The sequence below is a fragment of the Phenylobacterium sp. GW823-FHT02A09 genome, assembly GCF_058797775.1.
Genome location: NZ_JBXAJZ010000002.1, coordinates 934,184 through 958,031, shown reverse-complemented (window position 1 = coordinate 958,031; position 23,848 = coordinate 934,184). Strand labels below are relative to the sequence as shown.

At 69.4% G+C, this 23,848-nt stretch carries 20 protein-coding genes (1 of these 20 only partly in view); 10 read left to right on the top strand and 10 right to left on the bottom strand.

Translation table 11 applies throughout. The features are described from left to right. Positions 1–15 precede the first annotated feature (15 nt). Entirely contained in the window at positions 16–1,722 is a 1,707-nt protein-coding gene (locus AC1Q87_RS11935; protein ID WP_492609144.1) for a lysine--tRNA ligase, read from the bottom strand. A 121-nt stretch (positions 1,723–1,843) separates the two neighbouring features. Between AC1Q87_RS11935 and phnD the strand changes: the two genes are divergently transcribed. Together phnD and AC1Q87_RS11925 are read left to right on the top strand one after the other, a co-directional pair. Beyond that, positions 1,844–2,854, top strand: coding sequence for a phosphate/phosphite/phosphonate ABC transporter substrate-binding protein (gene phnD, locus AC1Q87_RS11930; RefSeq protein WP_492609143.1), 1,011 nt, complete (start codon positions 1,844–1,846; stop codon positions 2,852–2,854). Between the two features lie 47 nt (positions 2,855–2,901). Then, on the top strand, positions 2,902–3,282 hold the full coding sequence (locus tag AC1Q87_RS11925) for a hypothetical protein (protein WP_492609142.1): 381 nt from the start codon (positions 2,902–2,904) through the stop codon (positions 3,280–3,282). Between the two features lie 133 nt (positions 3,283–3,415). Here AC1Q87_RS11925 and AC1Q87_RS11920 read toward each other — a convergent pair whose 3' ends face one another. Beyond that, the gene (locus AC1Q87_RS11920) at positions 3,416–3,832 is read right to left on the bottom strand and encodes a PaaI family thioesterase (protein WP_492609141.1); all 417 of its coding nucleotides are present in this window, start codon (positions 3,830–3,832) and stop codon (positions 3,416–3,418) included. After that, positions 3,829–4,272, bottom strand: coding sequence for a PaaI family thioesterase (locus AC1Q87_RS11915; RefSeq protein ID WP_492609140.1), 444 nt, complete (start codon positions 4,270–4,272; stop codon positions 3,829–3,831). Before AC1Q87_RS11915 ends, AC1Q87_RS11920 begins: the two co-directional genes overlap by 4 nt. A 496-nt stretch (positions 4,273–4,768) precedes the next feature. Between AC1Q87_RS11915 and AC1Q87_RS11910 the strand changes: the two genes are divergently transcribed. The 3 genes from AC1Q87_RS11910 to AC1Q87_RS11900 all read left to right on the top strand — a co-directional run bounded on the left by AC1Q87_RS11910 (position 4,769) and on the right by AC1Q87_RS11900 (position 8,391). Then, positions 4,769–5,779 (top strand): ligase-associated DNA damage response exonuclease, encoded by a 1,011-nt coding sequence (locus tag AC1Q87_RS11910; protein WP_492609139.1) that lies wholly within the window; start codon positions 4,769–4,771, stop codon positions 5,777–5,779. 85 nt (positions 5,780–5,864) lie between these two features. Further along, on the top strand, positions 5,865–6,737 hold the full coding sequence (locus AC1Q87_RS11905) for a DUF4349 domain-containing protein (protein ID WP_492609138.1): 873 nt from the start codon (positions 5,865–5,867) through the stop codon (positions 6,735–6,737). A gap of 34 nt (positions 6,738–6,771) precedes the next feature. Further along, on the top strand, positions 6,772–8,391 hold the full coding sequence (locus AC1Q87_RS11900) for a cisplatin damage response ATP-dependent DNA ligase (protein ID WP_492609137.1): 1,620 nt from the start codon (positions 6,772–6,774) through the stop codon (positions 8,389–8,391). Between the two features lie 146 nt (positions 8,392–8,537). Here AC1Q87_RS11900 and AC1Q87_RS11895 read toward each other — a convergent pair whose 3' ends face one another. Beyond that, on the bottom strand, positions 8,538–10,115 hold the full coding sequence (locus AC1Q87_RS11895; RefSeq protein ID WP_492609136.1) for a M28 family metallopeptidase: 1,578 nt from the start codon (positions 10,113–10,115) through the stop codon (positions 8,538–8,540). Positions 10,116–10,297: 182 nt separating this feature from the next. Between AC1Q87_RS11895 and acs the strand changes: the two genes are divergently transcribed. From acs to AC1Q87_RS11870, 5 genes are all read left to right on the top strand, one after another. Then, the gene (gene acs, locus AC1Q87_RS11890; RefSeq protein WP_492609135.1) at positions 10,298–12,235 is read left to right on the top strand and encodes an acetate--CoA ligase; all 1,938 of its coding nucleotides are present in this window, start codon (positions 10,298–10,300) and stop codon (positions 12,233–12,235) included. Positions 12,236–12,280: 45 nt separating this feature from the next. After that, positions 12,281–12,847 (top strand): SRPBCC family protein, encoded by a 567-nt coding sequence (locus AC1Q87_RS11885; protein ID WP_492609134.1) that lies wholly within the window; start codon positions 12,281–12,283, stop codon positions 12,845–12,847. A 194-nt stretch (positions 12,848–13,041) separates the two neighbouring features. Then, entirely contained in the window at positions 13,042–14,025 is a 984-nt protein-coding gene (locus AC1Q87_RS11880; protein ID WP_492609133.1) for a small ribosomal subunit Rsm22 family protein, read from the top strand. Between the two features lie 110 nt (positions 14,026–14,135). After that, positions 14,136–15,119: an NADP-dependent oxidoreductase gene (locus AC1Q87_RS11875; RefSeq protein ID WP_492609132.1), complete on the top strand. Its 984-nt coding sequence runs from the start codon at positions 14,136–14,138 to the stop codon at positions 15,117–15,119. A gap of 184 nt (positions 15,120–15,303) precedes the next feature. Further along, the gene (locus AC1Q87_RS11870; protein ID WP_492609131.1) at positions 15,304–18,105 is read left to right on the top strand and encodes a M16 family metallopeptidase; all 2,802 of its coding nucleotides are present in this window, start codon (positions 15,304–15,306) and stop codon (positions 18,103–18,105) included. Positions 18,106–18,159: 54 nt separating this feature from the next. Here the strand turns inward: AC1Q87_RS11870 and AC1Q87_RS11865 are convergent, their stop codons facing one another. The 6 genes from AC1Q87_RS11865 to AC1Q87_RS11840 all read right to left on the bottom strand — a co-directional run. After that, on the bottom strand, positions 18,160–19,491 hold the full coding sequence (locus AC1Q87_RS11865) for an Hsp70 family protein (protein WP_492609130.1): 1,332 nt from the start codon (positions 19,489–19,491) through the stop codon (positions 18,160–18,162). Positions 19,492–19,586: 95 nt separating this feature from the next. After that, the gene (locus tag AC1Q87_RS11860) at positions 19,587–21,875 is read right to left on the bottom strand and encodes an NADP-dependent malic enzyme (RefSeq protein ID WP_492609129.1); all 2,289 of its coding nucleotides are present in this window, start codon (positions 21,873–21,875) and stop codon (positions 19,587–19,589) included. Between the two features lie 99 nt (positions 21,876–21,974). Further along, positions 21,975–23,264: a S41 family peptidase gene (locus AC1Q87_RS11855; protein WP_492609128.1), complete on the bottom strand. Its 1,290-nt coding sequence runs from the start codon at positions 23,262–23,264 to the stop codon at positions 21,975–21,977. A gap of 69 nt (positions 23,265–23,333) precedes the next feature. Further along, entirely contained in the window at positions 23,334–23,537 is a 204-nt protein-coding gene (locus AC1Q87_RS11850; protein ID WP_492609127.1) for a hypothetical protein, read from the bottom strand. Between the two features lie 87 nt (positions 23,538–23,624). After that, on the bottom strand, positions 23,625–23,783 hold the full coding sequence (locus AC1Q87_RS11845; protein ID WP_492609284.1) for an ATP-binding protein: 159 nt from the start codon (positions 23,781–23,783) through the stop codon (positions 23,625–23,627). Next, positions 23,732–23,848, bottom strand: partial view of a histidine kinase dimerization/phospho-acceptor domain-containing protein gene (locus AC1Q87_RS11840; protein WP_492609283.1) — the final stretch only. It continues 1,041 nt past the right edge of the window; the window shows 117 of its 1,158 coding nt (coding positions 1,042–1,158); its start codon lies beyond the right edge, outside the window; it ends in the stop codon at positions 23,732–23,734. Before AC1Q87_RS11840 ends, AC1Q87_RS11845 begins: the two co-directional genes overlap by 52 nt.

Sequence of the window (23,848 nt, the reverse complement as noted above, 5' to 3'; positions counted from 1 at the left end):
CACTTGGCTTTTAGACTAAGCCGCCGCCAGTTCCCCGGCCAGCGCCTGCTCGATCAGGGCGATCGTCCGCTCCAGGCCGAAGATCGCCGCGAACGAGCCGAAGCGCGGCCCCTGGCTCTGGCCCAGCAGCACTTCGTACAGCGCCTGGAACCAGGCGCGCAGCGGTTCGAACCCGGCGTTCTTGCCGACCTCGAACACCTCGTTCTGGATGGTCTCGGCGTCGGCGTCGGCCGGCAGCGCCCTGAAGCGGGCCAGCAGGTCCTCCATCGCCGCCCGCTCCTTGTCGTCGGGGGCGCGGAACTTCTTCGAGGGCTTCACGAAGTCCTCGTAGTAGTTGATCGCGTAGCCGATCAGCCGGTCGAGCATCGGCTCGGTCTGCGCCGAGGCGCCGGGCATGTAGCGGCTGACGAAGCCCCAGAGGATGTCCTTGGTCGAGGCGTCGGCGGCCGACACCAGGTTCAGCAGCAGCGAGAACGACAGCGGCGAGCCCTTCTCTGGCGGCGCCCCGCGATGGACGTGCCAGGCCGGATTGTCGATCGCCGTCGCGTTCGAAGCCGCGCGCGCCTTGTTGAACGCCTCCAGCTGCTGGAGGTACTCGTCGGTCGCCTTCGGAATGACGTCGAAATAGAGCCGCTTGGCCGACTTCGGCGACTGGTACATGTAGTAGGCGAGGCTTTCGGGCGCGCCGTAGCGCAGCCACTCCTCCATGGTCAGACCGTTGCCCTTGGACTTGGAGATCTTCTGGTTGTTCTCGTCCATGAACAGCTCGAAGTGGAAGGCCTCCGGCGGCGTGCCGCCCAGCACCTTCACCAGCTTGTTCGAGACCCGCACCGAGTCGACCAGGTCCTTGCCCGAGGCTTCGAAGTCGACGCCAAGGGCGTACCAGCGCGCCGCCCAGTCGGGGCGCCACTGCAGCTTCACATGGCCCCCGGTGACCGGGACCTCGGTCAGCGTCCCGTCCTCGTCGGCGAAGGTGATCGTGCCCTTTTCGACGTTGCGCTCGAGGGTCGGCGCCTGCAGCACCCGGCCCGACTTCGGGCTGACCGGCAGGAACGGCGAATAGGTGGCGCGACGCTCCTCGCCGAGCGTCGGCAGCATGACGCCCTGAACGGCGTCGAACCGCGCCAGGATCTTCAGCAGCACCTCGTCGAAGCGGCCCGACTTGTAGGTCTGGGTCGACGACATGAACTCGTAGTCGAAGCCGAAGCCGTCGAGGAAGGCGCGCAGGCGGGCGTTGTTGTGGGCTGCGAAGCTCTCGTACTCGCCGAACGGGTCGCGCACGGCCGAGACCGGCTTGTCGCGGTCCTCTTCCAGTATCTCGCGGTTGGGCACGTTGTCCGGGATCTTCCGCAGGCCGTCCATGTCGTCGGAGAAGACGATCAGCTTGGTCGGGATGGCGTCCTCGGTCAGGGCGCGGAACGCCGTGCGCACCATGGTCGGCCGCGCGGCCTCCCCGAACGTGCCCATGTGCGGCAGGCCCGAGGCCCCGAATCCGCATTGGAACACCACCGGCTGGGCCAGCACCGGGAAGGTGCTCACCGCTTCGTCGGCCTTTCCCTGCGCGATCAGACTGGCGGCCAGATCACGCTCGGCGTCCGACAGGCGAAGTTTGAGCGTCCGATCCAGCAGAATGCGGGCCTGTTCGAAGGGCCAGCTTTTCGCTTCGCGCGCCTGACCTGAGAGGCCGCGCAGGGAGTGGTTCTGGATCGAGGTGTCTGACATCTGCGCGGCCTAACCCCAGTAGGCGCTCGCCTCAAGCAGACTTTTGCGCTCATCTTCGTCGTGGAGCTGTCACGGAACCGGCGCAAAAGCCCGGCCAGTCGCTCATTCGGGGGAAGTTTGCATGCTCACGCGCCGCCTCGCGCTCGCCCTGGCCGCCGCGCTCACGCTGGCCGGCTGCAGTCCGAAGGACGAGGCCAAGGCGCCTCCGCACGTGATCAACTTCTCGATCATGTCCACCGAGGGCCGCCAGACCCAGATGGACGACTGGGGCCCGTTCCTGGCCGACATGGAGAAGTCGGTCGGCGTGCCGGTGAAGCCGTTCTTCGGCACCAACTACACCTCGCTGATCGAGGCGATGCGCTTCAAGCAGACCGATGTCGGCTGGTTCACCAACCACTCCGGCCTGGAGGCCGTGCGCCGCGCGAACGGCGAGGTCTTCGCCCGCACGGTCAAGCCGAACGGCCCCGACGGCTACCAGGCGGTGATCGTCGTCAAGAAGGGTTCGGGGATCACCCTGGATCGCCTGCTGAAGTGCGACCACACCCTGAACTTCGGCATGGGCGACGCCAAGTCGACCTCCGGCACGCTGGCGCCGATGACGTATCTGTTCGCGCCCAAGGGGATCGATCCCAACGCCTGTTTCAAGACCGTCCGCTCGGCCAACCACGAGGCCAACCTGTTCTCGGTCGCCCAGGGCTTGCTGGACGCGGCGACGAACAACACCGCCTCAATGGAGCGCATGGAGATGCTGGGCACGGACCTGGCCAAGAAGACCATGGCCAGCGTCGACGTGATCTGGACCTCGCCGACCATCCCGGAAGACCCGATGGTTCGCCGCAAGGACCTCGACCCGGCGCTGAAGGCCAAGATCGACGCCTTCATGTTCAGCTATGGGACCGGCGAGGGCCCGGAGGCCGAGCGCCAGCGCAAGGTGCTCGAGCGCATCCAGACCAAGCCGTTCAAGCGCGCCGACGATTCGCACCTGCTGCCCGTCCGCGAGATGGAGGCGGCCGGCCAGTTGATCGTCGCCAAGCGCAGGGGCGATGCGGCCGCGACCGCCGCCGCCCAGGCCGAACTCGACAAGATCGCCGCCGAGAAGAAGGCGCTGCGGCCGGCCGACGCCGGGAACTGAAGCGCCGCTTTCGCGTCCTCCCTACCTAGGCTGGTATGGAGGCGCATATGAATCTGGTGGTCGCAAAGCGGGCCTTGGGCCTGTTCTCCCTTGCGGTCGGCGTAGCCGCGGTGGCCGCGCCGCGCCAGGTGACGCGGTTCCTCGGCCTCAAGTTCGACGACCAGGCGATGAGCGCCTTCGGCGCCCGCGAGATCGCCTCGGGCGCCGGCCTGCTCTCGCCGGTGCCGCCGGGACCGTGGTTCTGGATGCGGGCCGGCGGCGACCTCATGGACCTGGCCGCGCTCGGCCGAGCCATCGGCCGCGACAATCCCCGCCGCAAGATCGCCTATGTCGCGTTCGGCGCGGTCGCCGCCGTGGCCGTCGTCGATATCGCCATCGCCATCCACACCGCCCGCAACCGGCGGGACGACCACGAGGCGGCGACCTAGTTGAATTCAGATCCTCCCCCGCTGGGGGAGGTGGATCGCAGCGCAGCTGCGAGACGGAGGGGGCCTGCTGAGTCCCAAGTCCCCCTCAGTCAGCCATTCGGCTGACAGCTCCCCCAGCGGGGGAGCATCTCTGTCAGGTTCCGCTCAGCAGGAAATGACCACGCAGCGCGGCGGCTGGCTTATCGCGCGCTTCCTGCCAGGCCTCGACATGGACGTTGGCGATCTGGCGGCCGACCTTCCGCACGTCGGCGCGGGCGTACATGGTCATCGCCTTGCCGGGCCGCAGGTACTCGATGGTGATATCGATGGTCTTGTGGACCTTGGCGCTGGGCGCGATCACCGACAGCTGGGCCAGGGCGGTCATCTCCATGAACGCCCCGATCACGCCGCCGTGCAGGGCCGGCAGCACCATGTTGCCGATCAGGTGCGGCGCGAACGGCAGGATGGCGGTCATCTCGTCGCCGGCCAGTTCGGCGCGCATGCCGAGGAACCGGACATAGGGCACCCGGCCGAGGAACTCTTCGAGGCGCTGGGCTGCGGCTTGGGTCATGGCGCGGCGCGCTTCAGGATGAAGGCGGCCTGGGCCGTGGCGATCGGGTCTTCCGGATCGGCGTCGTAAGCGTGGGCGCGCACGAAGGCGATGTTGCGGGTCAGCTTGTAGCAGTGGGCGCTGGCGGTGATGTCGGCGCGCGGCGCGGCCGGACGCATATAGTCGATGCGCAGGTCCAGGGTCGCCGTGGAGAGGAAGCCGCCTTCCAGCGATCGCGAGGTCACGGCCAGGCCGCAGACATGATCGAGAAGCGCGGTGATCACCCCGCCCGCGATGACGCCGGTGTCGGGATCGCCGACCAGCTCTTCGCGCCAGGGGGTGAAGATGGAGCCTCGCTGGGGCTCTACGGAAATCAGCTTGAAGCCGAGGGCGGAGGCCTGCGGCACGGTCTCAACCATGTGCCGGGCCGCATCGCGAAGGGCCTCCGGGGTAATCGTCATCCCCGTTCTTTGAGGCGCCTCCGCCTATCGGTCAACGTGACGGCGGGTCAACTTCGCAACCGCCGTCTTAAGCGACGCCAGCGGCCTTGGTGATGATCGCGACGGCGATGGCCATCAGCGGGGTGGCGGCGAGAACGAGGTTGGCGAAGCCGTTGAAAGCGTAGGTGTTGCGCATGGTCTTGTCCCTCTGGTCTGATGTGGTCCGCGATGTCCGCGTCCCGATGAGGGAGGTATACGAAACGACTTCGACGAATACTCGTTAAGTCTTGGTCATGACCCCGATTTCACAATATTAATACTGTGTAATGTTCCACAGCCAGCAGGGTGTCATCCCGGAAAGCGCGCAGCGCTTGTCCGGGACCCGTTGCCACCGCCCAGGGCTGGTGGCGCGGGCTGCGCAACATCCTGCACGATCAGGTGTTCATGGGTCCCGGTCTTCGGCTTGCAGCCGAAACCGGGATGACACCTTGCAATCGCCTTGCCCATATCCCCAGGCATGATCCGTCCCGAAAGCCTGCTGTGCCCCAAGCCCGAGGGGCTCTACTGCGCGCCCGGCGACTTCTTCGTCGATCCGGTGGCGCCGGTGGCGCGCGCGGTGATCACCCACGGCCACGCCGACCACGCCCGCGCCGGCCACGGGACGGTGATCGCGACGCCCGAAACCCTGGCGATCATGGCCGAGCGCTATGGCGAAGACTTCGCCGGCTCGGTCCAGCCGGTCCCCTATGGGCAGAGCGTCAGCCGCGACGGGGTCGACGTGACCCTGGTCCCGGCCGGCCACGTGCTCGGCTCGGCCCAGGCGGTCGTCGCCTGGAAGGGCCTGACCATGGTGGTGTCCGGCGACTACAAGCGCCGCCGCGACCCGACCTGTCCGCCCTTCGAGCCGATCCCCTGCGACGTGTTCATCTCCGAGGCCACCTTCGGCCTGCCGGTGTTCCGCCACCCCGACGACAGCCACGAGATCGCCAAGCTGCTGCGCTCGGTCGAGCAGTTCCCCGAGCGCGCCCACATGGTCGGCGCCTACGCCCTCGGCAAGGCCCAGCGGATCATCCGCCTGCTGCGCGAGGCCGGCTGGGAGCAGACCATCTATGTCCACGGCGCGCTCGACCGGCTGAACCATCTCTATGAGCGGCACGGCGTTCCGCTTGGGCCGCTGGCCCCGGCCACCTCGACCGCCAAGCAGGACTTCGCCGGCCAGATCATCATCGCCCCGCCCGGCGCCCTGGCCGACCGTTGGTCGCGCCGCTTCCCCGACCCCGTGACGGCCTTCGCGTCAGGCTGGATGCAGGTCCGCGCCCGCGCCCGCCAGCGCGGCGTCGAGCTGCCGCTGGTGATCTCCGACCACGCCGACTGGGACGAGCTGACCGCCACGATCGACGAGCTGCGCCCCAGCGAACTCTGGATCACCCACGGCCGCGAAGAAGCGCTGATGCGCTGGGCGGAGTTGCACGACATCAAAGCCCGCGCCCTGGCGCTGGTCGGCTACGAGGACGAGACCGAGGACTGATCACGGAAAGTTGAAAATCGCCATTGCCGGCGATCACGAACCTGTTACCGTCGGCTTCGGCGGGGGCGCTTTGGGAGAGAAACCGATGCGTCGTCTGCTTGCCTCCAGCCTTATCCTGGCCTTTGCGCTGTCCGCCTGCGGACGACCGCAGGAGGTCGCCTCCGACAGCGTCGCTGCTGAGGCGGTCGCCAGCTCGCCCGCCGCCGAAGCCAAGGCGTCCGACGCCGTAGCCGACCGGGCGCCGGTCACCCTGCCCCAGGTCGCCTACAGCTACGCCTATTCCATCGCCGCCCCAGCCCGCGCCATCCGCAAGATGGTCGGCGAGCACGAAGCCGACTGCCAGCGCGCCGGGCCGGCTGTCTGCCAGGTCGTGGGCTCCTCGGTGCGTGAGGCCGGCGACGACCAGATCGCCGGCCAGCTGACCCTGCGCGCCGCGCCGGACTGGCTGACGAAGTTCCGCGGCGGCCTGGCCGCCCAGGCCGAGGCGGCCGGCGGCCGCGTCGCCGACTCCAACGTCTCCTCCGAAGACCTGTCCCGGCAGATCGTCGACACCGAGGCCTCGATCCGGGCCATGACCACCCTGCGCGACCGGCTACAGCAGCATCTGGCCACGCGGCCGGGCAAGCTTTCCGAACTGCTCGACCTCGAGCGTGAGTTGGCCGAGGTCCAGGGCCGGCTCGACGCCACCCGCTCGGAGCTGGCGGTGATGCGCGGCCGGGTGGCGATGTCCGAGCTCAAGCTGACCTACCAGTCGGCCGGTGTGCTGGCGCCGCAGGGCGTGTTCGCGCCGTTGGCCGAGGCGGCGGCCGGCGTGCTCGGCATCCTGGTCGCCACCCTGGCCGGCATGATCACGGTGCTGGCGTGGATCGCCCCCTGGGCGTTGATCGTCGGCGGCGGCGCGCTGATCTGGCGGCGACGGCAAGTCCGGCGGCTCGTCCGCAAGCCCACCGCCGCCTGAGGCCAAGCTCGGCGTCGCGCGTTAAGCTGATCGCATGCGCGCTTTCGCCGAGCTCCTCGACCGCCTGTCGCTGACCGCCTCGCGGAACGCCAAGCTCGTCCTGCTGCGCGACCACTTCGCCAACGCGCCCGATCCCGACCGGGGTTGGGCGCTCGCCGCCCTGACCGGCGACCTCGCCTTCGACGCCGCCAAGCCGACCTTCATCCGCAAGGCGGTCGAGGCGCGGATGGACCCGGTGCTGTTCGGCTGGTCCTACGATTATGTCGGCGACCTGGCCGAGACCGTCGCCCTGGTCTGGCCGGCCCGACCCGGCGCCAATCGCGAGCCGGAGCTGTCGGAGGTGGTCGACGCCCTGCGCGGCGCCAGCCGCACCGAGGTCCAGAGGCTGATCGAGAGCTGGCTCGACGCCCTCGACGCCACCGGCCGCTGGGCGTTGCTCAAACTGATGACCGGCGGCCTGCGGATCGGCGTTTCGGCCCGCCTTGCCAAGACCGCGGTCGCGGCCCTAGGCCCGGTCGAGGTCTCCGAGGTCGAGGAGGTCTGGCACGCGCTCGCCCCGCCCTACGACGACCTGTTCGCCTGGCTGGAGGGCCGCTCGGACCGCCCCACCGCCGACGCCCCGGGCCGCTTCCGGCCGGTCATGCTGGCCCAGGCGATCGACGAGGCGGTCGACTTCGGCAAGCTCGACCCGGACGACTACGCCGCCGAGTGGAAGTGGGACGGCATCCGCGTGCAGGCGGTCAGCGAGGGCGGCGTGCGCCGGCTCTACACCCGCACCGGCGACGACATCTCGCGCACCTTCCCGGACGTGATCGCGGCGCTGGACTTCGAGGGCGCGCTGGACGGCGAGCTGCTGGTCCTGCGCGAAGGCGGCATGGCCAGTTTCGCCGACCTGCAGCAGCGGCTGAACCGCAAGAGCGTCACCGACAAGATGCTGGCCGAGTTCCCGGCCGGGGTCCGCGCCTACGATCTGCTGGCCGACGGCGGCGAGGATGTCCGGCCCCTGCCGTTCGCCCAGCGCCGCGCGCGCCTGGAGGCTTTCGTCGGCGCCCTGAACACCCGCCGCATCGACCTCTCGCCGATCCAGCCGTTCGCGACCTGGGAGGAGCTGGCGGCCCTGCGTCGCCAGCCGCCGCCCGGCGACCCGACCCTGGCTGAGGGCCTGATGCTCAAGCGCTGGGACAGCGTCTACGAAGCCGGCCGACCGAAAGGTCCGTGGTTCAAGTGGAAGCGCGACCCGTTGCTGATCGACGCGGTGCTGATGTACGCCCAGCGCGGTCACGGCAAGCGCTCCAGTTTCTACTCCGACTACACCTTCGGGGTCTGGACGCAGGCGGTCGACGGCTCGCGCGTGCTGACCCCGGTCGGCAAGGCCTATTTCGGCTTCACCGACGAGGAGCTGAAGGAGATCGACAAGTACGTCCGCGACCACACGGTCGACCGCTACGGCCCGGTCCGCGCCGTCCGCGCCGACGTCCGCCATGGCCTGGTGTTCGAGGTCGCCTTCGAAGGCCTGCAGCGCTCCACCCGCCACAAGTCCGGCGTCGCCATGCGCTTCCCGCGCATCAGCCGCATCCGCTGGGACAAGCCGGCCGGCGAGGCCGACGAACTGGCGACGCTGGAACGCATGCTGGAGCAGATGGAGGGGCGCTAGAGCCAGATCCTCCCCCGCTGGGGGAGGTGGATCGATGCGCAGCATCGAGACGGAGGGGGACTGCTCTCAAAGCAGAAGTGTCGAAGTCCCCCTCAGTCAGCTTCGCTGACAGCTCCCCCAGCGGGGGAGCATTTCTTCTCGTCAGCCTACTTCGCGAACCGCTTGAAGAAGCTGTCGTCCTTCCACTTCGGCGTCGCCGGCGCATTGGCGATGTCGGTGATCAGCTGACCCAGGAAGGCGTCGAACTTCACCGCCTCGGCCTTCTCGACCGGCTGGGCGAGGTCGTCGGCCAGCGCGTGGTAGCGCTCCGCCCGCCAGGTCTTCTCGATCGCCGCCCGGTCGGTGTCCGCCTTGAAGCCGAACTTGAACGACAGCGCCGGGATGCCCGCGCGGATGAAGCTGTACTGGTCCGAGCGAATGAACGAGTTGCGGTCCGGATAGGGGTCGGCGACCACCTCCAGGTTCGCGGCCCTGGCCGCCGCCTTGGCGGTGTCGCCCATCGTGCTCTCGTCGATGCCGTAGATCAGCACCGAGTCGAATTTCCAGAGCGGCAGCGCCATGTCCATGTTGAGGTTGGCGACGACCGAGGCCGGCGGCACGCTCGGCTTGCCGGCGAAGTACTTCGAGCCCAGCAGCCCCTTCTCCTCGCCGGTCACCAGCACGAAGAGCACCGAGCGCTTCGGCGCCGTCTTCGCCGCCGACATTTCGCGGGCGATCTCCAGCACCGAGGCGACCCCGGCGGCGTTGTCCAGCGCCCCGGCGTAGTACGTCGCGCCGACGCCGCTGGTGTTCGGGCCCAGATGGTCCAGGTGGGCGGTGACGACGATGTTCTCGGCCTTCAGCTTCGGATCGGACCCCGGCAGCTTGGCGACGACGTTGGCCGACGACACCTGGCCGACCTGGGTGGCGACCTGCGCCTTCAGGTCCATGTTCAGCGCAAAGCCCTTGATCGGCTTGGCCGCGTCGGCCAGGGCCAGCACCTCGGCGAACGTATGCCCGGACTTGGCGAACAGCTTCTCGGCCTCGGCGGGGTTGAAGCTGGCAGAGAACGCCTCGCCGGTCACGTCGCGCAGGTCCTCGTCGGCCGGGTACATGCCCGGCTGGCCGGCGCTGGCCATCTGTCGCGTCCACGGCACGTCCATCGACTTCGGCGTCGGCAGCGCGATCAGCCCCACCGCGCCGGCCGCCTTGGCCGCGCGCCAGGTCTCCGAGCCGCGCGAATGCGCCTTCAGCGCCGCCGAGATGTCGCCGGGCCCGCCATTCACATAGACCGCGATCTTGCCCTTCAGGTCCTGGCCGGCGAAGTCGTCATAGCCGACCTCCGGCAGGTGCAGGCCGTAGCCGATGAACACCAGCGGGGCCTGGATCGCCTTGGGCTGGGGAATGCGTGCGCCCAGCAGCAGGTCGGGCCCGACCCGCAGCGGCTGCTCTCGCCCATCGACCACCAGCGCGGCGCTGGAGCCCTCGGTCAGCACCCGCTGCACAGTGAACTTCATCGACTGCAGATAGCCGTCGGTCCCCGCCGGCTTCAGCCCGAACGCCTTGAACTGACCAGCCGCATAGGCCGCCGCCTTGTCATAACCCGGCGTCCCGGTCAGCCGGCCCTCGAACTGCGGCCCGGCCAGGGTCTCGACGTGCGACCACCAGCGGGCGCCGTCGGCGTCGGCCGCCGCGGCGGGAAGGGCGCTGAGCGCGGCGATCACAAGGGCAATGGGAAGGCGCATCGGTCTTGGGCCGCTCCGGTTGTTGGGGGGAAGGCTCGACCATTCGCCGATCCGCCCATCTGCGGCAACCCGCGCCGCGGCCGCAGGGCCGCGAAACTCGAAACTTCACCCCCTGGGCGGTTGCGCCCGCGGCCTCACTCCGCATAACTCCCCGGCAAAGCGTGAAACAGGGAGTGCGCGGCGTGAGTGAAGGCGAAGTCTTTCCGGTTCCGAAGGCCTGGGCCGAGCGGACGCACATGGACGCAGCCGGCTACGAGGCCGCCGTGGCCCAGGTCGAGGCCGATCCGATCGGCTACTGGACCAAGGTCGCCGGACGCCTGGACTGGAGCAAGCCGTTCACCCAGGTGAAGGACGTCTCCTTCAACAAGGACGACTTCCGCATCCGCTGGTACGCCGACGGCGAGCTGAACGTCTCGGTCAACTGCCTGGACCGCCACATCGCTGCGCGCGGCGATCAGGTCGCGATCATCTGGGAAGGCGACGGCGGCGAGACCACGACCCTCACCTATCGCGAGCTGCTGGCCGAAACCTGCCGCATGGCCAACGTGCTCAAGGCCAAGGGCGTCAAGAAGGGCGACCGCGTCACCATCTACCTGCCGATGATCCCGCAGGCCGCCGTCGCCATGTTGGCCTGCGCCCGCATCGGCGCGGTGCATTCGGTGATCTTCGGCGGCTTCTCGCCGGACTCGATCGCCGGCCGCATCCAGGACTGCGACAGCCGCATCGTCATCACCGCGGACGAGGGCCTGCGCGGCGGCAAGACCGTGCCGCTGAAGCGCAACGTCGACGAGGCGCTGGCCTCCTGCCCGCAGGTCAAGGACGTCATCGTCGTGCGCCGCACGGGCGCCGACGTGCCAATGACCGACGGCCGCGACGCCTATTTCGGCGACCTCAAGAAGGACGTCGCCGACACCTGCGAGCCCGAGCCGATGAACGCGGAAGACCCGCTGTTCATCCTCTACACCTCCGGCTCGACAGGTAAGCCCAAGGGCGTGCTGCACACCACCGGCGGCTATCTGACCTGGGCGGCGCACACCCACGATCTGGTGTTCGACTATCGCCCCGGCGAGGTCTTCTGGTGCACGGCCGACGTGGGTTGGGTCACCGGCCACAGCTACGTCGTCTATGGCCCACTGGCCAACGGCGCGACGTCGCTGGTGTTCGAGGGCGTGCCGAACTACCCGACCAATTCCCGCTTCTGGGAGGTGATCGACAAGCACAAGGTCGAGATCTTCTACACCGCCCCCACCGCCATCCGCGCCCTGATGCGCGACGGCGACGAACCAGTCACCAAGACCTCGCGCAAGTCGCTGCGCCTGCTCGGCACGGTCGGCGAGCCGATCAATCCCGAAGCCTGGCTCTGGTACCACCGCGTGGTCGGCGAGGGCCGTTGCCCGATCGTCGACACCTACTGGCAGACCGAGACCGGCGCCTGCCTGGCCTCGCCGCTGCCCGGCGCCCATGCGGCCAAGCCGGGCTCCTGCGCCAAGCCGCTGCCGGGCGTGAAGTTCCAGCTGGTCGACGCCGAGGGCGGCGTGCTCGAGGGCGCGACCTCCGGCAACCTCTGCATCACCGACAGCTGGCCCGGCCAGATGCGCACGGTCTATGGCGACCACCAGCGCTTCTTCGACACCTACTTCTCGACCTATGCCGGCAAGTACTTCACCGGCGACGGCTGCCGGCGCGACGAGGACGGCTACTACTGGATCACCGGCCGGGTCGACGATGTGATCAACGTCTCGGGCCACCGCCTGGGCACCGCCGAGATCGAGAGCGCCCTGGTCGGCAACGAGCACGTGGCCGAGGCCGCAGTCGTCGGCTATCCGCACGACGTCAAGGGCCAGGGGGTCTACTGCTTCGTGACCTTGAAGGCCGACGTCGCGCCGACCGACATCCTGCAGGCCGAGCTCAAGGGCTGGGTCCGCCGAGAAATCGGCCCCTTCGCCGCGCCGGACGTCGTGCAGTTCGCGCCGGGCCTGCCCAAGACCCGTTCGGGCAAGATCATGCGCCGCATCCTGCGCAAGATCGCCGAGAACGACCTCTCCAACCTCGGCGACACCACCACGCTCGCCGACCCGGCGGTAGTCGACGACCTGGTCAAGAACCGTCACGGCTCCTGAGGCGTTAACCCCTCACGGGGAGAAGCTGCGCTGTGAGGGAACGCCATGCGGGCGCTTGCCGCCCTTGCCGTCGCCTTGGTCCTGGTCGGACCTGGGCCGGCTTGGGCTGACGCCGGCCCGAGCCACGACGGCATCCGCGTCGAGGTGCTCGCCGATCCCGGCGGGGCCTCGGGGCTGATCCGCGGCAGCGTCGACATCGACGCCCCGGCCGAGGCGGTTTGGAAGGTCGTCGTCGACTGCGACCTCGCCCCGCGCATGGTCAAGCGGCTGAAGAGCTGCCGCATCCTCGAGCGCGACCCGGCCGGGCGCTGGGACGTGCGCGAACATGTCAGTCGCGCGGGCTTGCTGCCGCCGGTGCGCAGCGTGTTCCGCTCCGAATACGACCCCCCGCACCGCATCCGCTTCTACCGCGAAGGCGGCCAGCTGCAGGTGCTGAACGGAGAGTGGCGGCTGGTGCCGCTGAACGGCGGGGCGCGCACCCGCGTGCTCTACGAGAGCCGCGCCTCGACCCCGTTCGCCATCCCCGCCCCCATCGCCCGCATGGCCCTGCGCCGCGACATCCCCGACGCCCTCGCCGCCCTCCGCGCCGAGGTGATGGCGCGAGGGAAGTAGACTCCTTCTCCCCGGGAGCTCGTTTCAAGTGTCATCCCGGTTTGCGAAGCAAGACCGGGACCCGTTCGCGCCGCGTCGGCGAGCTTCGGCGCGGCCCCGCCACCGCCTGCCCCATCTGGTGTTCATGGGTCCCGGACAAGCGCTGCGCGCTTTCCGGGATGACAGTCTGTGAAGGAGGCGGCTAATCCCCTCCCATGTCCTTCGACCTGCCGCCCCAACTCCGCCTCGCCGCCGACCGCCTGATGGAGGGCGTCTCGCGCAAGGACATGGCGCAGCGGGCCGGCGCGATCTCGGCCCGCTACCGCGCCGGCGGCGGGTCGGCCGCGGTGGTCGCCAGCCAGGCCGACGCCACGGCCTATGTGCTGACCCGGCTGCCGGCCACCTACGCCGCTTGCGGCCGCGTGTTCGAAGAGCTGACCCTGCGCGCGCCCGATTTCGCCCCGACCAGCCTGCTCGACGCCGGCGCCGGTCCCGGCGGGGCCGGCTGGGCGGCGCTGGAGACCTGGCCGCAGGTCGCCCGCGCCAGCCTGCTCGACTCCAACCGCGCCTTCCTCGACATCGCCGCCACCCTCGCCGCCGACGCGCCGGCGCCGCTGAAAGACGCCGAGCGGATCCGCGCCGACCTCACCGCCCCGGGCGACTGGCCCAGCGCCGATCTCGTGGTCGCCAGCTACGCCCTGGCTGAGATCCCCGAGGCCAGGCAGGCCGCGACCATCGCCGCGCTCTGGACCTCGACCCAGGGCGTCCTGGCGATCGTCGAGCCCGGCACGCCGGCCGGCTACGCGCGCATCCTCGCCGCCCGCGCGACGCTGATCGAGGCCGGCGCGGCGATCCTCGCCCCCTGCCCGCATCAGGCGCCCTGTCCCCTGACCGCCCCCGACTGGTGCCACTTCAGCCAGCGCCTGGCCCGCTCGCGCGACCACCGGCTGGCCAAGGGCGCCGAGACCCCGTTCGAGGACGAGAAGTTCATCTACCTGCTGGCCGCCCGCCCCGGCGTCGCCGCCAGACCGCCGACGCCCCGCGTGCTGGCCCCGCCACGCGTCGGCAAGCCGGGCATCGAGCTCAAGCTCTGCACGCCGCAAGGGACCGCCGAGCTGCGCTTCGCGGCCAAGCGCGACAAGGTCGCCTTCTCGGTCGCCCGCCGGCTCGACTGGGGCGATGCGCTGCCCGCGGACTGATCTCGAACATTTGTTTGAAGGCCCTGGCCTTACGGCGTTCGACAGGCGACAACTTCCCCTCGGCCCATCCGCATTCAGGGCCGGCGCATTTCAAGACACAGGGAGGCCATATGCCCAAGAGCCGTGAAATCCACCTCGTCGCCCGTCCGAACGGCATGCCCGCCCCGGGCGACTTCGCCCTGATCGAGACGCAGGTTCCCGACGCCGCCGACGGCGAGGTGCTGGTCGAAAACCTCTACATGTCGGTCGACCCGGCCATGCGTCCGCGGCTGACCGCCGGCCAGGACCTGAACGTCGCCATGATGGGCGGCGCGCTGGGCCGCATCGTGCAGTCCAAGAACCCTGACTTCGCGGTCGGCGACCTGGTCTCCAATCGCAACGGCTTCCGCGAGTTCTTCACCTCGGACGGCAAGGGCCTGACCAAGCTGGCCGCCGACCCCGACCTCTCGCTCACCGTCCACATGCACGCGCTGGGCATGACCGGCTTCACCGCCTATGGCGGCCTGCTGCACATCGGCGCCCTGAAGGACGGCGAGCAGGTGTTCGTCTCCACCGCCGCCGGCGCGGTCGGCTCGGTCGCCGCCCAGATCGCCAAGATAAAGGGCTGCTACGTGGTCGGCTCGACCGGCGCGGCCGACAAGGCCGCCTGGCTGAAGGACGAAGTCGGGCTCGACGCGGTGATCAACTACAAGGAAACCCCGATCAAGAAGGCGCTCGAAGAGGCGACGCCCAAGGGCATCGACGTCTATTTCGACAATGTCGGCGGCGACCATCTCGAGGCCGCCCTGCGCCGGATCAACACGCTCGGCCGGATCCCGGTCTGCGGCTTCATCTCGGGCTACAATTCGGGCCACTCCAGCGTCTCGAACCTGTCGAACATCATCTACTCGCGGGTGATGCTGCGCGGCTTCGTCGGCACCGATTTCATGCACCTCTACAGCGACTTCCAGCGCGACATGGCCGGCTGGCTGAAGGAGGGCAAGGTCAAGTACCAGGAGACCATCCTCGACGGCATCGCCAACGCCCCGAACGCCCTCATCGGCCTGATGGAAGGCAAGAACTCCGGCAAGATGCTGGTCAAGCTGGCCGAGTAGGCGCCGCTCAAAGCCCGGTCATCCCGGCGAAAGCCGGGACCCAAGCGGCCCCACCGTCTCACAAGCTGAAATCCAGCTTGGGCCCCGGCTTTCGCCGGGGTGAGCGGTGGATGATGACAATCCCGTAAGCTTCCCAAGTCCGGGGCGAGTGCTAGGGTCGGCGCTCGCCAATCGGGAAGTCCGTATGCTTCGTCACGCCGCCCTCGCGCTCACCCTCTGCCTGGGCCTCGCCCTTCCCGCCGCGGCGGCCGACACCGTCCCGCCGATCGCCTACAAGGAGCGCACGCTTCCCAACGGCATGAAGGTGTTCTCCTCGGTCGACCGCACCACGCCCAACGTGACGGTCCAGGTCTGGTACGGGGTCGGCTCTAAGGACGATCCGGTCGGCCGCTCCGGCTTCGCGCACCTCTTCGAACACATGATGTTCAAGGCCACGCGCGACATGCCGTCGGAAACCATCGACCGCATGACCGAGGACGTCGGCGGCTTCAACAACGCCTCCACCTACGATGACTTCACCAACTACTACGAGGTCGTCCCGGCCAATCACCTGCAGCGGCTCTTGTGGGTCGAGGCCCAGCGTCTCGGCTCGCTGGTCGTCGACGAGGCGACCTTCAAGTCCGAGCGCGACGTCGTGAAGGAGGAGCTGCGCCAGTCGGTGCTGAGCCAGCCCTACGGCCGGCTGTTCTATCTCTATGTGCCGCAGGCCAGCTACCAGACGCACCCCTACAAGCGCCCCGGCATCGGTTCGATCGAGGAGTTGGACGCCGCCACCATCGACGACGTGCGCGCCTTCCACGCCGCCTACTACCGCCCGGACAACGCCGCCCTGATCGTGGTCGGCAACTTCGATCAGGCGCAGCTCGACGCCTGGGTCGACAAGTACTTCGGATCCCTGAAGACCCCCGCCGCCCCGATCAAGCGGGTCACCGCCGTCGAGCCGCCGCGCACCGCGCCGGGCGTCTTCAAGGGCTATGGCCCCAACGTGCCGCTGCCGGCGATCCTGATGACCTGGCATGCCCCCGACGCCGCCAGCCCCGACGCCCCGGCGCTCAGCGTGCTCGACGCCATCCTCTCCAGCGGCAAGTCCTCGCGGCTCTACAACAGCCTGGTCTACGACGAGCAGGTCGCCACCGAGGTGTTCTCCGACGCCTCGCTGCCCGAGCAGCCCGGCCTGGTGATGCTGGGCGCCATCCTCTCGGGCGGCAAGTCGATCGACGACGGCCAGAAGGCGCTGCTCGCCGAGGTCGCCAAGCTGCGCGACGCTCCCGTCACCGACGCCGAACTCGCCGAGGCCAAGAACGAGCTGATCGCCGGCAAGCTGCGCGAGCGCGAGACGATCGACGGCCGCGCCTTCGCCCTCGGCTACGCCCTGCGCACCGCCGGCGACGCCGCCCTGGCCAACCGCGAGCTGGCCGAACTCCAGGCCGTCACCGCCGCCGACGTGCAGCGCGTGGCCCAAAAATACCTGACCGATGCCGGCCGCATGACCATCCTCTACCAGCCCGAAGGCGCTCGCCCCGCCGGCGAGACGGACGCCGCGCCCAAGCCGCCGGTCGTCGCCTCGGCCAAGTACACGGGCCCGATCGTCACCCTCGCTCCGGAGGGCCAGCGCCAGGCCCCGCCGCCGGTCGCCGCCGCGGTCGAACCGGTGCTGCCCAAGCCGGCCGAGAAGACCATGGCCAACGGCCTGCGGGTCATCGTCGCCAAGTCCTCCGACCTGCCGCTGGTCTCGGCCGACCTGACCGTGCGGGCCGGCGCCTGGGCCGATCCGCAAGGACTGGCCGGCGCCATGGGCATGACCGCCGGCATGCTGACCGAGGGCACCAAGACCCGGGGCGCCCAGGAGATCGCCAGCCAGACAGAGGCGCTGGGCGCGGTGCTGTCGTCCGGCGGCGGTCAGGAGTCCTCGTCCGTCAGCCTCAACGTGATGCCCGAGAAGCTGCCCGCCGCCATGGCGATCATGGCCGACGTCGTGAAGAACCCGGCCTTCGCGGCCGAGGAGCTCGAGCGCCAACGCGTCCAGGCGCTCGACGGCCTGTCGGTCGCCTACCAGTCGCCGGGCCAGCTGGCCGGCTTCGCCGCCTCGCCGGTGATCTTCTCGGGCACCAGCTTCGGCCACGTCGCCTCCGGCACCCCGGCCTCGCTGACCCGGCTCAAGACCGAGGACCTCGCCAAACTGCACGGCCAGTACTTCCGGCCCGACAACGCCATCCTGGTGCTGACCGGCGACATCACCCCCGAGCAAGGCTTCAAGCTGGCCGAGGGCGCGTTCGGCGACTGGAAGGCGCCGGCCGGCGCCGCGCCCGCCCGCGCCGACGTCGCCGCCAAGGCCGCGCCCCGCGCGGTCGCCATCGACTTGCCCGGCACCGGCCAGGCGGCGGTCACCGTGGCCAAGGCGGCGATCTCGCGCGGCGACCCGGCCTACTATCCCGGCGTGGTCGCCAACTCGGTGCTCGGCGGCGGCTATTCCGCTCGCCTCAACCAGGAGATCCGCATCAAGCGCGGCCTCTCCTACGGCGCCAATTCGCGGCTCTCGGCGATGCGCACCACCGGCCTGTTCCGCGCCAGCGCCCAGACCAAGAACGAGTCCGCACCGCAGGTGCTCGACCTGATGCTGGCCGAGCTCAAGCGCCTGGCCGACGCGCCCACGAGCGCCGACGAACTCAAAGCCCGCAAGTCGGTGCTGGTCGGCGGCTTCGGCCGCGAGCTGGCCACAACCGACGGCCTGGCCGGCATTCTCGGCAACCTCGCCCTCTACGATCTGCCGCTCAGCGAAGTCGCCGCCTACACCGGCAAGGTCGAGGCGGTCACCGCCGGACAGGTCCAGGACTTCGCGGCCAAGAACCTCGCGCCCGACACCGTCAGCGTCATTGTCGCGGGCGACGCCAAGGCCTTCGAGACCGGCCTCAAGCAACGCCGCCCGAACCTCGAACTCGTCCCGGCCAAGGACATCGACCTCGACGCGGTGAACCTGCGGAAGTAAGGCGCGGGAAACCGGCACGGGTTTCTCTCCCCTTGGGGGAGAGGGAATTTGGGATTACGCCCCCCGCGCCCACTTCGTCAGGTCGCGCTCGCGGCCCATCAGCGCCAAGCCGGAGGCGATCGACTCCAGCTCCGACCCGCTCTCGATCTTCGCCGCATCGAAGCGGCGATAGAAGATGTCCCGCACCGCCGGCACCAGCGACGAGCCGCCGGTCAGGAACACCCGGTCGACGCCGCCGGCGTTGAGGCCCGCGTCGCTCATCGCCCGGTCGACCGCGTCCTCGATCAGGTGCAGTTCCGGCGCGATCCAGTCCTCGAACTCGGCCCGCTCGACCGGGCGGCCGATGTCGATGCTGCCGGCCGCGAACTGGAACTGGGCTGTCTCCTGCGAGGACAGCGCCTCCTTCAAAGCCGACACCGAGCGGTAGAGCCGGTAGCCGTAGTTCTCGTCCAGCACCTCGACCAGGCGCTCGATCTTCTCGGGCTCGACCGCCTCGCGCACCAGCTTGCGGATCTCGCGCATGTCGCGGCTGGCGCGCATCAGCGCCAGCTGGTCCCAGCGCGCGAAGGTCGAATAGTAACGGTTCGGCACCGGCAGGATCTTGCCGAACGACTTGTAGCTCGAACCCTTGCCCAGCTCCGGCGAGACCAGGTTGTCGATGATCCGGTAGTCGAAGGCGTCGCCGGCCACGCCGACCCCGGCCCGGCCCATCGGCGTCGAGCGGATCTCGCCGTTCTCGCGGGTGAAGCGGATGATCGAGAAGTCGCTGGTGCCGCCGCCGAAGTCGCCGACCAGCACGGTGGCGTCCTGCTGCAGTTCGCGCGCGAAGAAGAACGCCGCCCCGACCGGCTCGTACGAATAGAGGATCTCCTCGAAGCCCAGCCGCCGGAACGCGGTCTCGTAGCGGGTCAGCGCCAGCTCCTCGTTCGGCGCGCCGCCGGCGAAGGTGACCGGCCGTCCGACGATCACCCGCTTGGGCAACGCCGCCAGGTCCTCGCCGGCGTGCTCGCGCAGCTTCAGCAGGAAGGCGGAGAGCAGGTCCTCGAACTGGTAGCGGCGGCCGATGATCTGGGTCTCGGTGAAGCTCTCCGAGGCCGCGAAGCTCTTGAACGACTGGATGAACCGCGTCTCAAGCGGATCCTCCACATAGGCCTCGATGGCCCACGGCCCGGCCTCGACCTCGCGGTCGTTGGGCAGGTCCGGCGGCGCGTAGAACGACAACGCCGAGCGGAAGGCGAAGACTTCCCCGCCGGCGCGTCCCGCGCCGGACAAGCCAAGAGAATCGGGGGCCAGAAACTTGACCAGATGCGCCGGCCCGTCGGCCCCTGCGAGCGCGACGACCGTGTTGGTCGTGCCGAAATCGATGCCGATGCTGAGACCGGTCATGGGCCTGCGCTCCTTTTGCTTCGGGGTGGGACGGCCAAGCCGCCCGCACCCCGAGGAGCGGACGGCTGGTTAGTTCAACGTGTTGAGCGCGAGGCTCACGCTTGCGCCTCGACGGCGTCTTGTTCGTAGGCGGCCAGGGTCGCCATCTGCAGAACGCGGGAGACCGAGGCCGAGAGCGGGGCGATCTGCACCGACTTCGACAGGCCCAGCAGCAGCGGCCCGATCACCGTGGCGCCGCCGAGCGACTGCACCAGCTGGGTCGAGATCGCCGCCGAGTGGATGGCCGGCATGATCAGCACGTTGGCCGGGCCGGTCAGGCGCATGAACGGATAGTTGACCCGCTTGCTGGGGTCGAGCGCCAGCTCCGGCGGCATTTCGCCTTCGTATTCGAAGTCGACGTCCATCATGTCGAGGATCGACACCGCGTCGCGGACCTTCTCGGAGCGCACGCCCATCGGATTGCCGAAGGTCGAGTAGGACATGAAGGCCACCCGCGGCACATAGCCGAGGCTCTTCACCGTCCGGGCCGCCTCGCAGGCGATCTCCACCAGCTCCTCGGCTTCCGGCATCTCGGTGACGTTGGTGTCGGCGATGAACAGGGTGTGGCCCTTGGCCAGCACGACGCTCATGCCCATGATCCGCCCGTCCGGGGCCGGATCGATCACCCGCAGCACCTCTTCCAGCACCTGGTCGTAGGAGCGGGTCACGCCAGTGACCATGCCGTCGGCGTAGCCCAGCGCCACCATCGAGGCGGCGAACGAGTTGCGGTCCTGGTTGATCAGCCGCTGAACGTCGCGCTTCAGGTAGCCCTGGCGCGACAGCCGCTCGTAGAGGAAGTCCACGAACTCAGGATTATGCCGCGAGACGCGGGCGTTGATGATCTCGAGCTTGGTCTCGGCCGGGTCCAGCCCGACCTCGATCATGTTTTCCTTCACCAGCTCGTCGCGGCCGACCAGGATCGCGTGGCCCAGGCCCGCGGCCTCGAACGCGTGCGCCGCGCGGATCACCGTCGGCTCCTCGCCCTCGGCGAAGACGATGCGCTTGTTCGGGGCCTTCAACACCGCGCCCTGCAGCTTCTGCAGGAAGGCCGCGGTCGGGTCGAGGCGCTGGGCCAGCGAGTCCCGATAGGCGTCCATGTCGTCGATCGGCTTGCGCGCCACGCCGGTGTCCATCGCCGCCTGGGCGACGAACGGCGGGATGTAGGCCAGCAGCCGCGGATCGAACGGGGTCGGGATGATGTACTGCGGCCCGAACTTCAGCTGAGTGCCGTGATAGGCGGCGGCCACCTCGTCGGGCACGTCCTCGCGGGCCAGTTCGGCCAGGGCGCGGGCGCAGGCGATCTTCATCTCCATGTTCACGCGGCGGGCGCGCACGTCCATCGCGCCGCGGAAGATGTAGGGGAAGCCCAGGACGTTGTTGACCTGGTTGGGATAGTCCGAGCGGCCGGTGGCGACGATGGCGTCGGAACGGACGGCGTAGACTTCCTCTGGGGTGATCTCCGGATCCGGGTTGGCCATGGCGAAGATGATCGGCTTGGGGGCCATCGCCTTGATCATGTCCTGGGTCAGCGCGCCCTTGACCGACAGGCCGATGAACACGTCGGCGCCGACCAGCGCTTCGGAGAGCGTGCGCGCGTCGGTCTCGGTCGCGTGGGCGCTCTTCCATTGGTTCATGTCGTTCGGGCGGCCGCGGTAGATCACGCCCTTGGAGTCGCAGGCGATCGCGTTCTCCGGCGACACGCCCATGGCCTTGATGAGGTCGAGGGTGGCGATGCCGGCCGCGCCGGCGCCGTTCAGCACCACCTTGATCTTCGAGATGTCACGGCCGGTGATGGCGCAGGCGTTGATCAGGCCGGCGGCCGAGATGATCGCGGTGCCGTGCTGGTCGTCGTGGAACACCGGGATGTCGAGCAGTTCCTGCAGCTCGGTCTCGATGCGGAAGCACTCGGGGGCCTTGATGTCCTCGAGATTGATGCCGCCGAAGGTCACGCCGATGTTCTTGACCACCGTGATGATCTCGTCGGGATCGGTGGCGCTGACTTCGATGTCGATGGAGTCGACGTCGGCGAAGCGCTTGAAGAGAACGCTCTTGCCCTCCATCACCGGCTTCGAGGCCAGGGCGCCGAGATTGCCGAGCCCGAGGATCGCGGTGCCGTTCGAGATCACCGCCACCAGGTTGCCCTTGGAGGTGTAGTCGTAGGCGGTCTCGGGATCTTCCGCGATCTTGAGCACCGGTACGGCCACGCCCGGCGAATAGGCAAGCGACAGGTCCCGCTGGGTGGCCATCGGCTTGGTCGGCGCAATGGCGATCTTCCCGGGGGTCGGGTGCTTGTGGAAGCTCAGCGCTTCCTCGTCGGTGAAGGTGCGTTTCTCGGCGTCGCTCATAGGCGCGGCGTTTCCTCTTGGCCCCTAAGGGCCCACTTGGACTGAAAGGGCGCCAACCTATAGAGCCGCAGCGCGGCCTGACAACCGCCGAACGCTGTCCTAGCTTGCTCCCGTTACGGCGCCGTGGCGCTGTTGCCGCGTCTGCGACCCGTCCGGGGACAGGAAGACCAGCGCCGCATCGTCGAACCGGATGCGCCGCGAAGGCGCGCCTTCGACATGGAACAGGCCCTTGTCGTCGAGCGGGACCAGCACGCTCGGCGGCCGCCGACCGACGCTCAGCTGCAGCCGCCCGCCCACGACCTTGGCCTGGTAGGGACCATAGGCGCCCTCGTAGCGGGCCAGCGTCTGCGCCGCGATGGTCGGCGGCGGCGACAGCGCTTCCAAGGCCCAGCGGTTCTCGGTCAGCACCGGCTCGCCGAGCGGCGCGGCGGCCAGCTTGGTCAGCGCCAATTGCTGAGCCCGATCAAGCGCCTGCGCCGCCGGAACCGCCGCGTCCGGCGTCACGCCGGTCCCCTCCCAGTTCTTGCCGGTGATCGGATTGATCGGCGTGCCCGACGAGATGAACACCGAAAGCCCATCGCCCAGCGACGCGCCGCCGCCGGGATTGGCCCCGCCGGCCGAGGCCTCGCCGACCACCGTCGCCCGCCCTGCCGCCTGCAGGGTGTAGGCGAAGCTCTCGGCGGCGGAGGCCGTGCGCCCGCTGGTCAGCACATAGAGCGGGACGTCCAGCCGGCGCTGGCCGGCGATCGGCACGCTCGGCGCCTCGTCGCTGTCAGGTTCGCCGCGGGTCTTGAAGGTGTTGTAAATTTTGGCCCCGTCCGGGACGAAATGGCCGATCAGGTAGCCGACCATGGCCGGCGAGCCGCCGCCGTTGTCGCGCAGGTCGAAGATCAGCGCGTCGGTCCCGGCGACCAGCGCCAGGGCCGCATCCGCCGCCTGTCGCGCAGCCTGGTCGCCATCGGGCGTGAAATCGGCGAAGCCGCGCAGGTCGATGTAGCCGAGATTGCCCGGCAGCACCCTGACCGCCACGAAGCCGTAGCCGCCGCGCCGCGACAGGAACGGCGGCGGACCGCTGGGGCCGCGCGCGGCGGCTGCGCCTTCCGGCGCCGGCGGCGTCCAGTTGACGGCGAAGTGGCCGTCCTGCGGCCGCAGCCGCTCGGTCATCGCCGCGGCGAAGTCGCGCGGATCGGTCAGCTTGTCGTAGGTCCCCTTCTTGGCCTCGGCCCGCAGCTCGCCGGCGATCTTGCCCGCCCGGGCCGGATCGTAGAACTGCGCGTCGATCGCCGCGGCCAGCGCCTCGACCTTGGCGCGCGGCGCGATGGGCGTCTGGGCGGACGCGGCGCTCGCCAGCAGCGCGGCGCTCAGGCTCAAGGCGGTCAGCAGCTTCATGGCTGGAATCTCCGGTTCGGCGAACCTCGTCCAGCGCAAGCTAGGCTATTTTGCGGCGCGCCCTGCCGCCTATCGCGCAGCCGCCTGGGCCAGGTCGCGGCGGCGGATGCGGGCCAGGGCCGACAGCGCCGCCGCGGCGAAGGCACCGGAGCGTTCGGCCGTCTGCTCGCTCTCCGCCGGGCCGCTGGCGGCCACCACCCCGTCGGCGCGCAGGCTCCAGCTCCAGCGTTCGCCCCCCTGTTCGATCACCACCTCATAGCCGTGCTCGACCATCTCGATCCTCCTCCGTGATGCGAGCCGAGCATCGCGGGGCCAGATGCAGCCGCGCCTGCGCAAGTCGTGGAGATTTTGTGCAGACGCTCAGGCCGCCGGCGGCAGGATCGCGACGAACCGGGCGCCGTGGTCGCTCTCCGCCAGCTCGATCGTCCCGCCGTTGGCGGCCAGCAGCGAGCGGGCGATGGAAAGGCCTAGCCCCGTCCCGCCCTGCGCCCGGCGGGTGGTGAAGAACGGCTCGAACAGCCTTGCGGCGTCGGCGGCGGGGGGGGCGAGGCAGGCGGAGGCAGCAAAGAGAAGTACCCTAGACT

Excerpts from the sequence above, each read along its gene's own strand:
- AC1Q87_RS11935 (WP_492609144.1), bottom strand. The coding sequence starts at position 1,722 with ATGTCAGACACCTCGATCCAGAACCACTCCCTGCGCGGCCTCTCAGGT.
- phnD (WP_492609143.1), top strand. The coding sequence starts at position 1,844 with ATGCTCACGCGCCGCCTCGCGCTCGCCCTGGCCGCCGCGCTCACGCTG.
- AC1Q87_RS11925 (WP_492609142.1), top strand. The coding sequence starts at position 2,902 with ATGAATCTGGTGGTCGCAAAGCGGGCCTTGGGCCTGTTCTCCCTTGCG.
- AC1Q87_RS11920 (WP_492609141.1), bottom strand. The coding sequence starts at position 3,832 with ATGACCCAAGCCGCAGCCCAGCGCCTCGAAGAGTTCCTCGGCCGGGTG.
- AC1Q87_RS11915 (WP_492609140.1), bottom strand. The coding sequence starts at position 4,272 with ATGACGATTACCCCGGAGGCCCTTCGCGATGCGGCCCGGCACATGGTT.
- AC1Q87_RS11910 (WP_492609139.1), top strand. The coding sequence starts at position 4,769 with ATGATCCGTCCCGAAAGCCTGCTGTGCCCCAAGCCCGAGGGGCTCTAC.
- AC1Q87_RS11905 (WP_492609138.1), top strand. The coding sequence starts at position 5,865 with ATGCGTCGTCTGCTTGCCTCCAGCCTTATCCTGGCCTTTGCGCTGTCC.
- AC1Q87_RS11900 (WP_492609137.1), top strand. The coding sequence starts at position 6,772 with ATGCGCGCTTTCGCCGAGCTCCTCGACCGCCTGTCGCTGACCGCCTCG.
- AC1Q87_RS11895 (WP_492609136.1), bottom strand. The coding sequence starts at position 10,115 with ATGCGCCTTCCCATTGCCCTTGTGATCGCCGCGCTCAGCGCCCTTCCC.
- AC1Q87_RS11885 (WP_492609134.1), top strand. The coding sequence starts at position 12,281 with ATGCGGGCGCTTGCCGCCCTTGCCGTCGCCTTGGTCCTGGTCGGACCT.
- AC1Q87_RS11880 (WP_492609133.1), top strand. The coding sequence starts at position 13,042 with ATGTCCTTCGACCTGCCGCCCCAACTCCGCCTCGCCGCCGACCGCCTG.
- AC1Q87_RS11875 (WP_492609132.1), top strand. The coding sequence starts at position 14,136 with ATGCCCAAGAGCCGTGAAATCCACCTCGTCGCCCGTCCGAACGGCATG.
- AC1Q87_RS11870 (WP_492609131.1), top strand. The coding sequence starts at position 15,304 with ATGCTTCGTCACGCCGCCCTCGCGCTCACCCTCTGCCTGGGCCTCGCC.
- AC1Q87_RS11865 (WP_492609130.1), bottom strand. The coding sequence starts at position 19,491 with ATGACCGGTCTCAGCATCGGCATCGATTTCGGCACGACCAACACGGTC.
- AC1Q87_RS11860 (WP_492609129.1), bottom strand. The coding sequence starts at position 21,875 with ATGAGCGACGCCGAGAAACGCACCTTCACCGACGAGGAAGCGCTGAGC.
- AC1Q87_RS11855 (WP_492609128.1), bottom strand. The coding sequence starts at position 23,264 with ATGAAGCTGCTGACCGCCTTGAGCCTGAGCGCCGCGCTGCTGGCGAGC.
- AC1Q87_RS11850 (WP_492609127.1), bottom strand. The coding sequence starts at position 23,537 with ATGGTCGAGCACGGCTATGAGGTGGTGATCGAACAGGGGGGCGAACGC.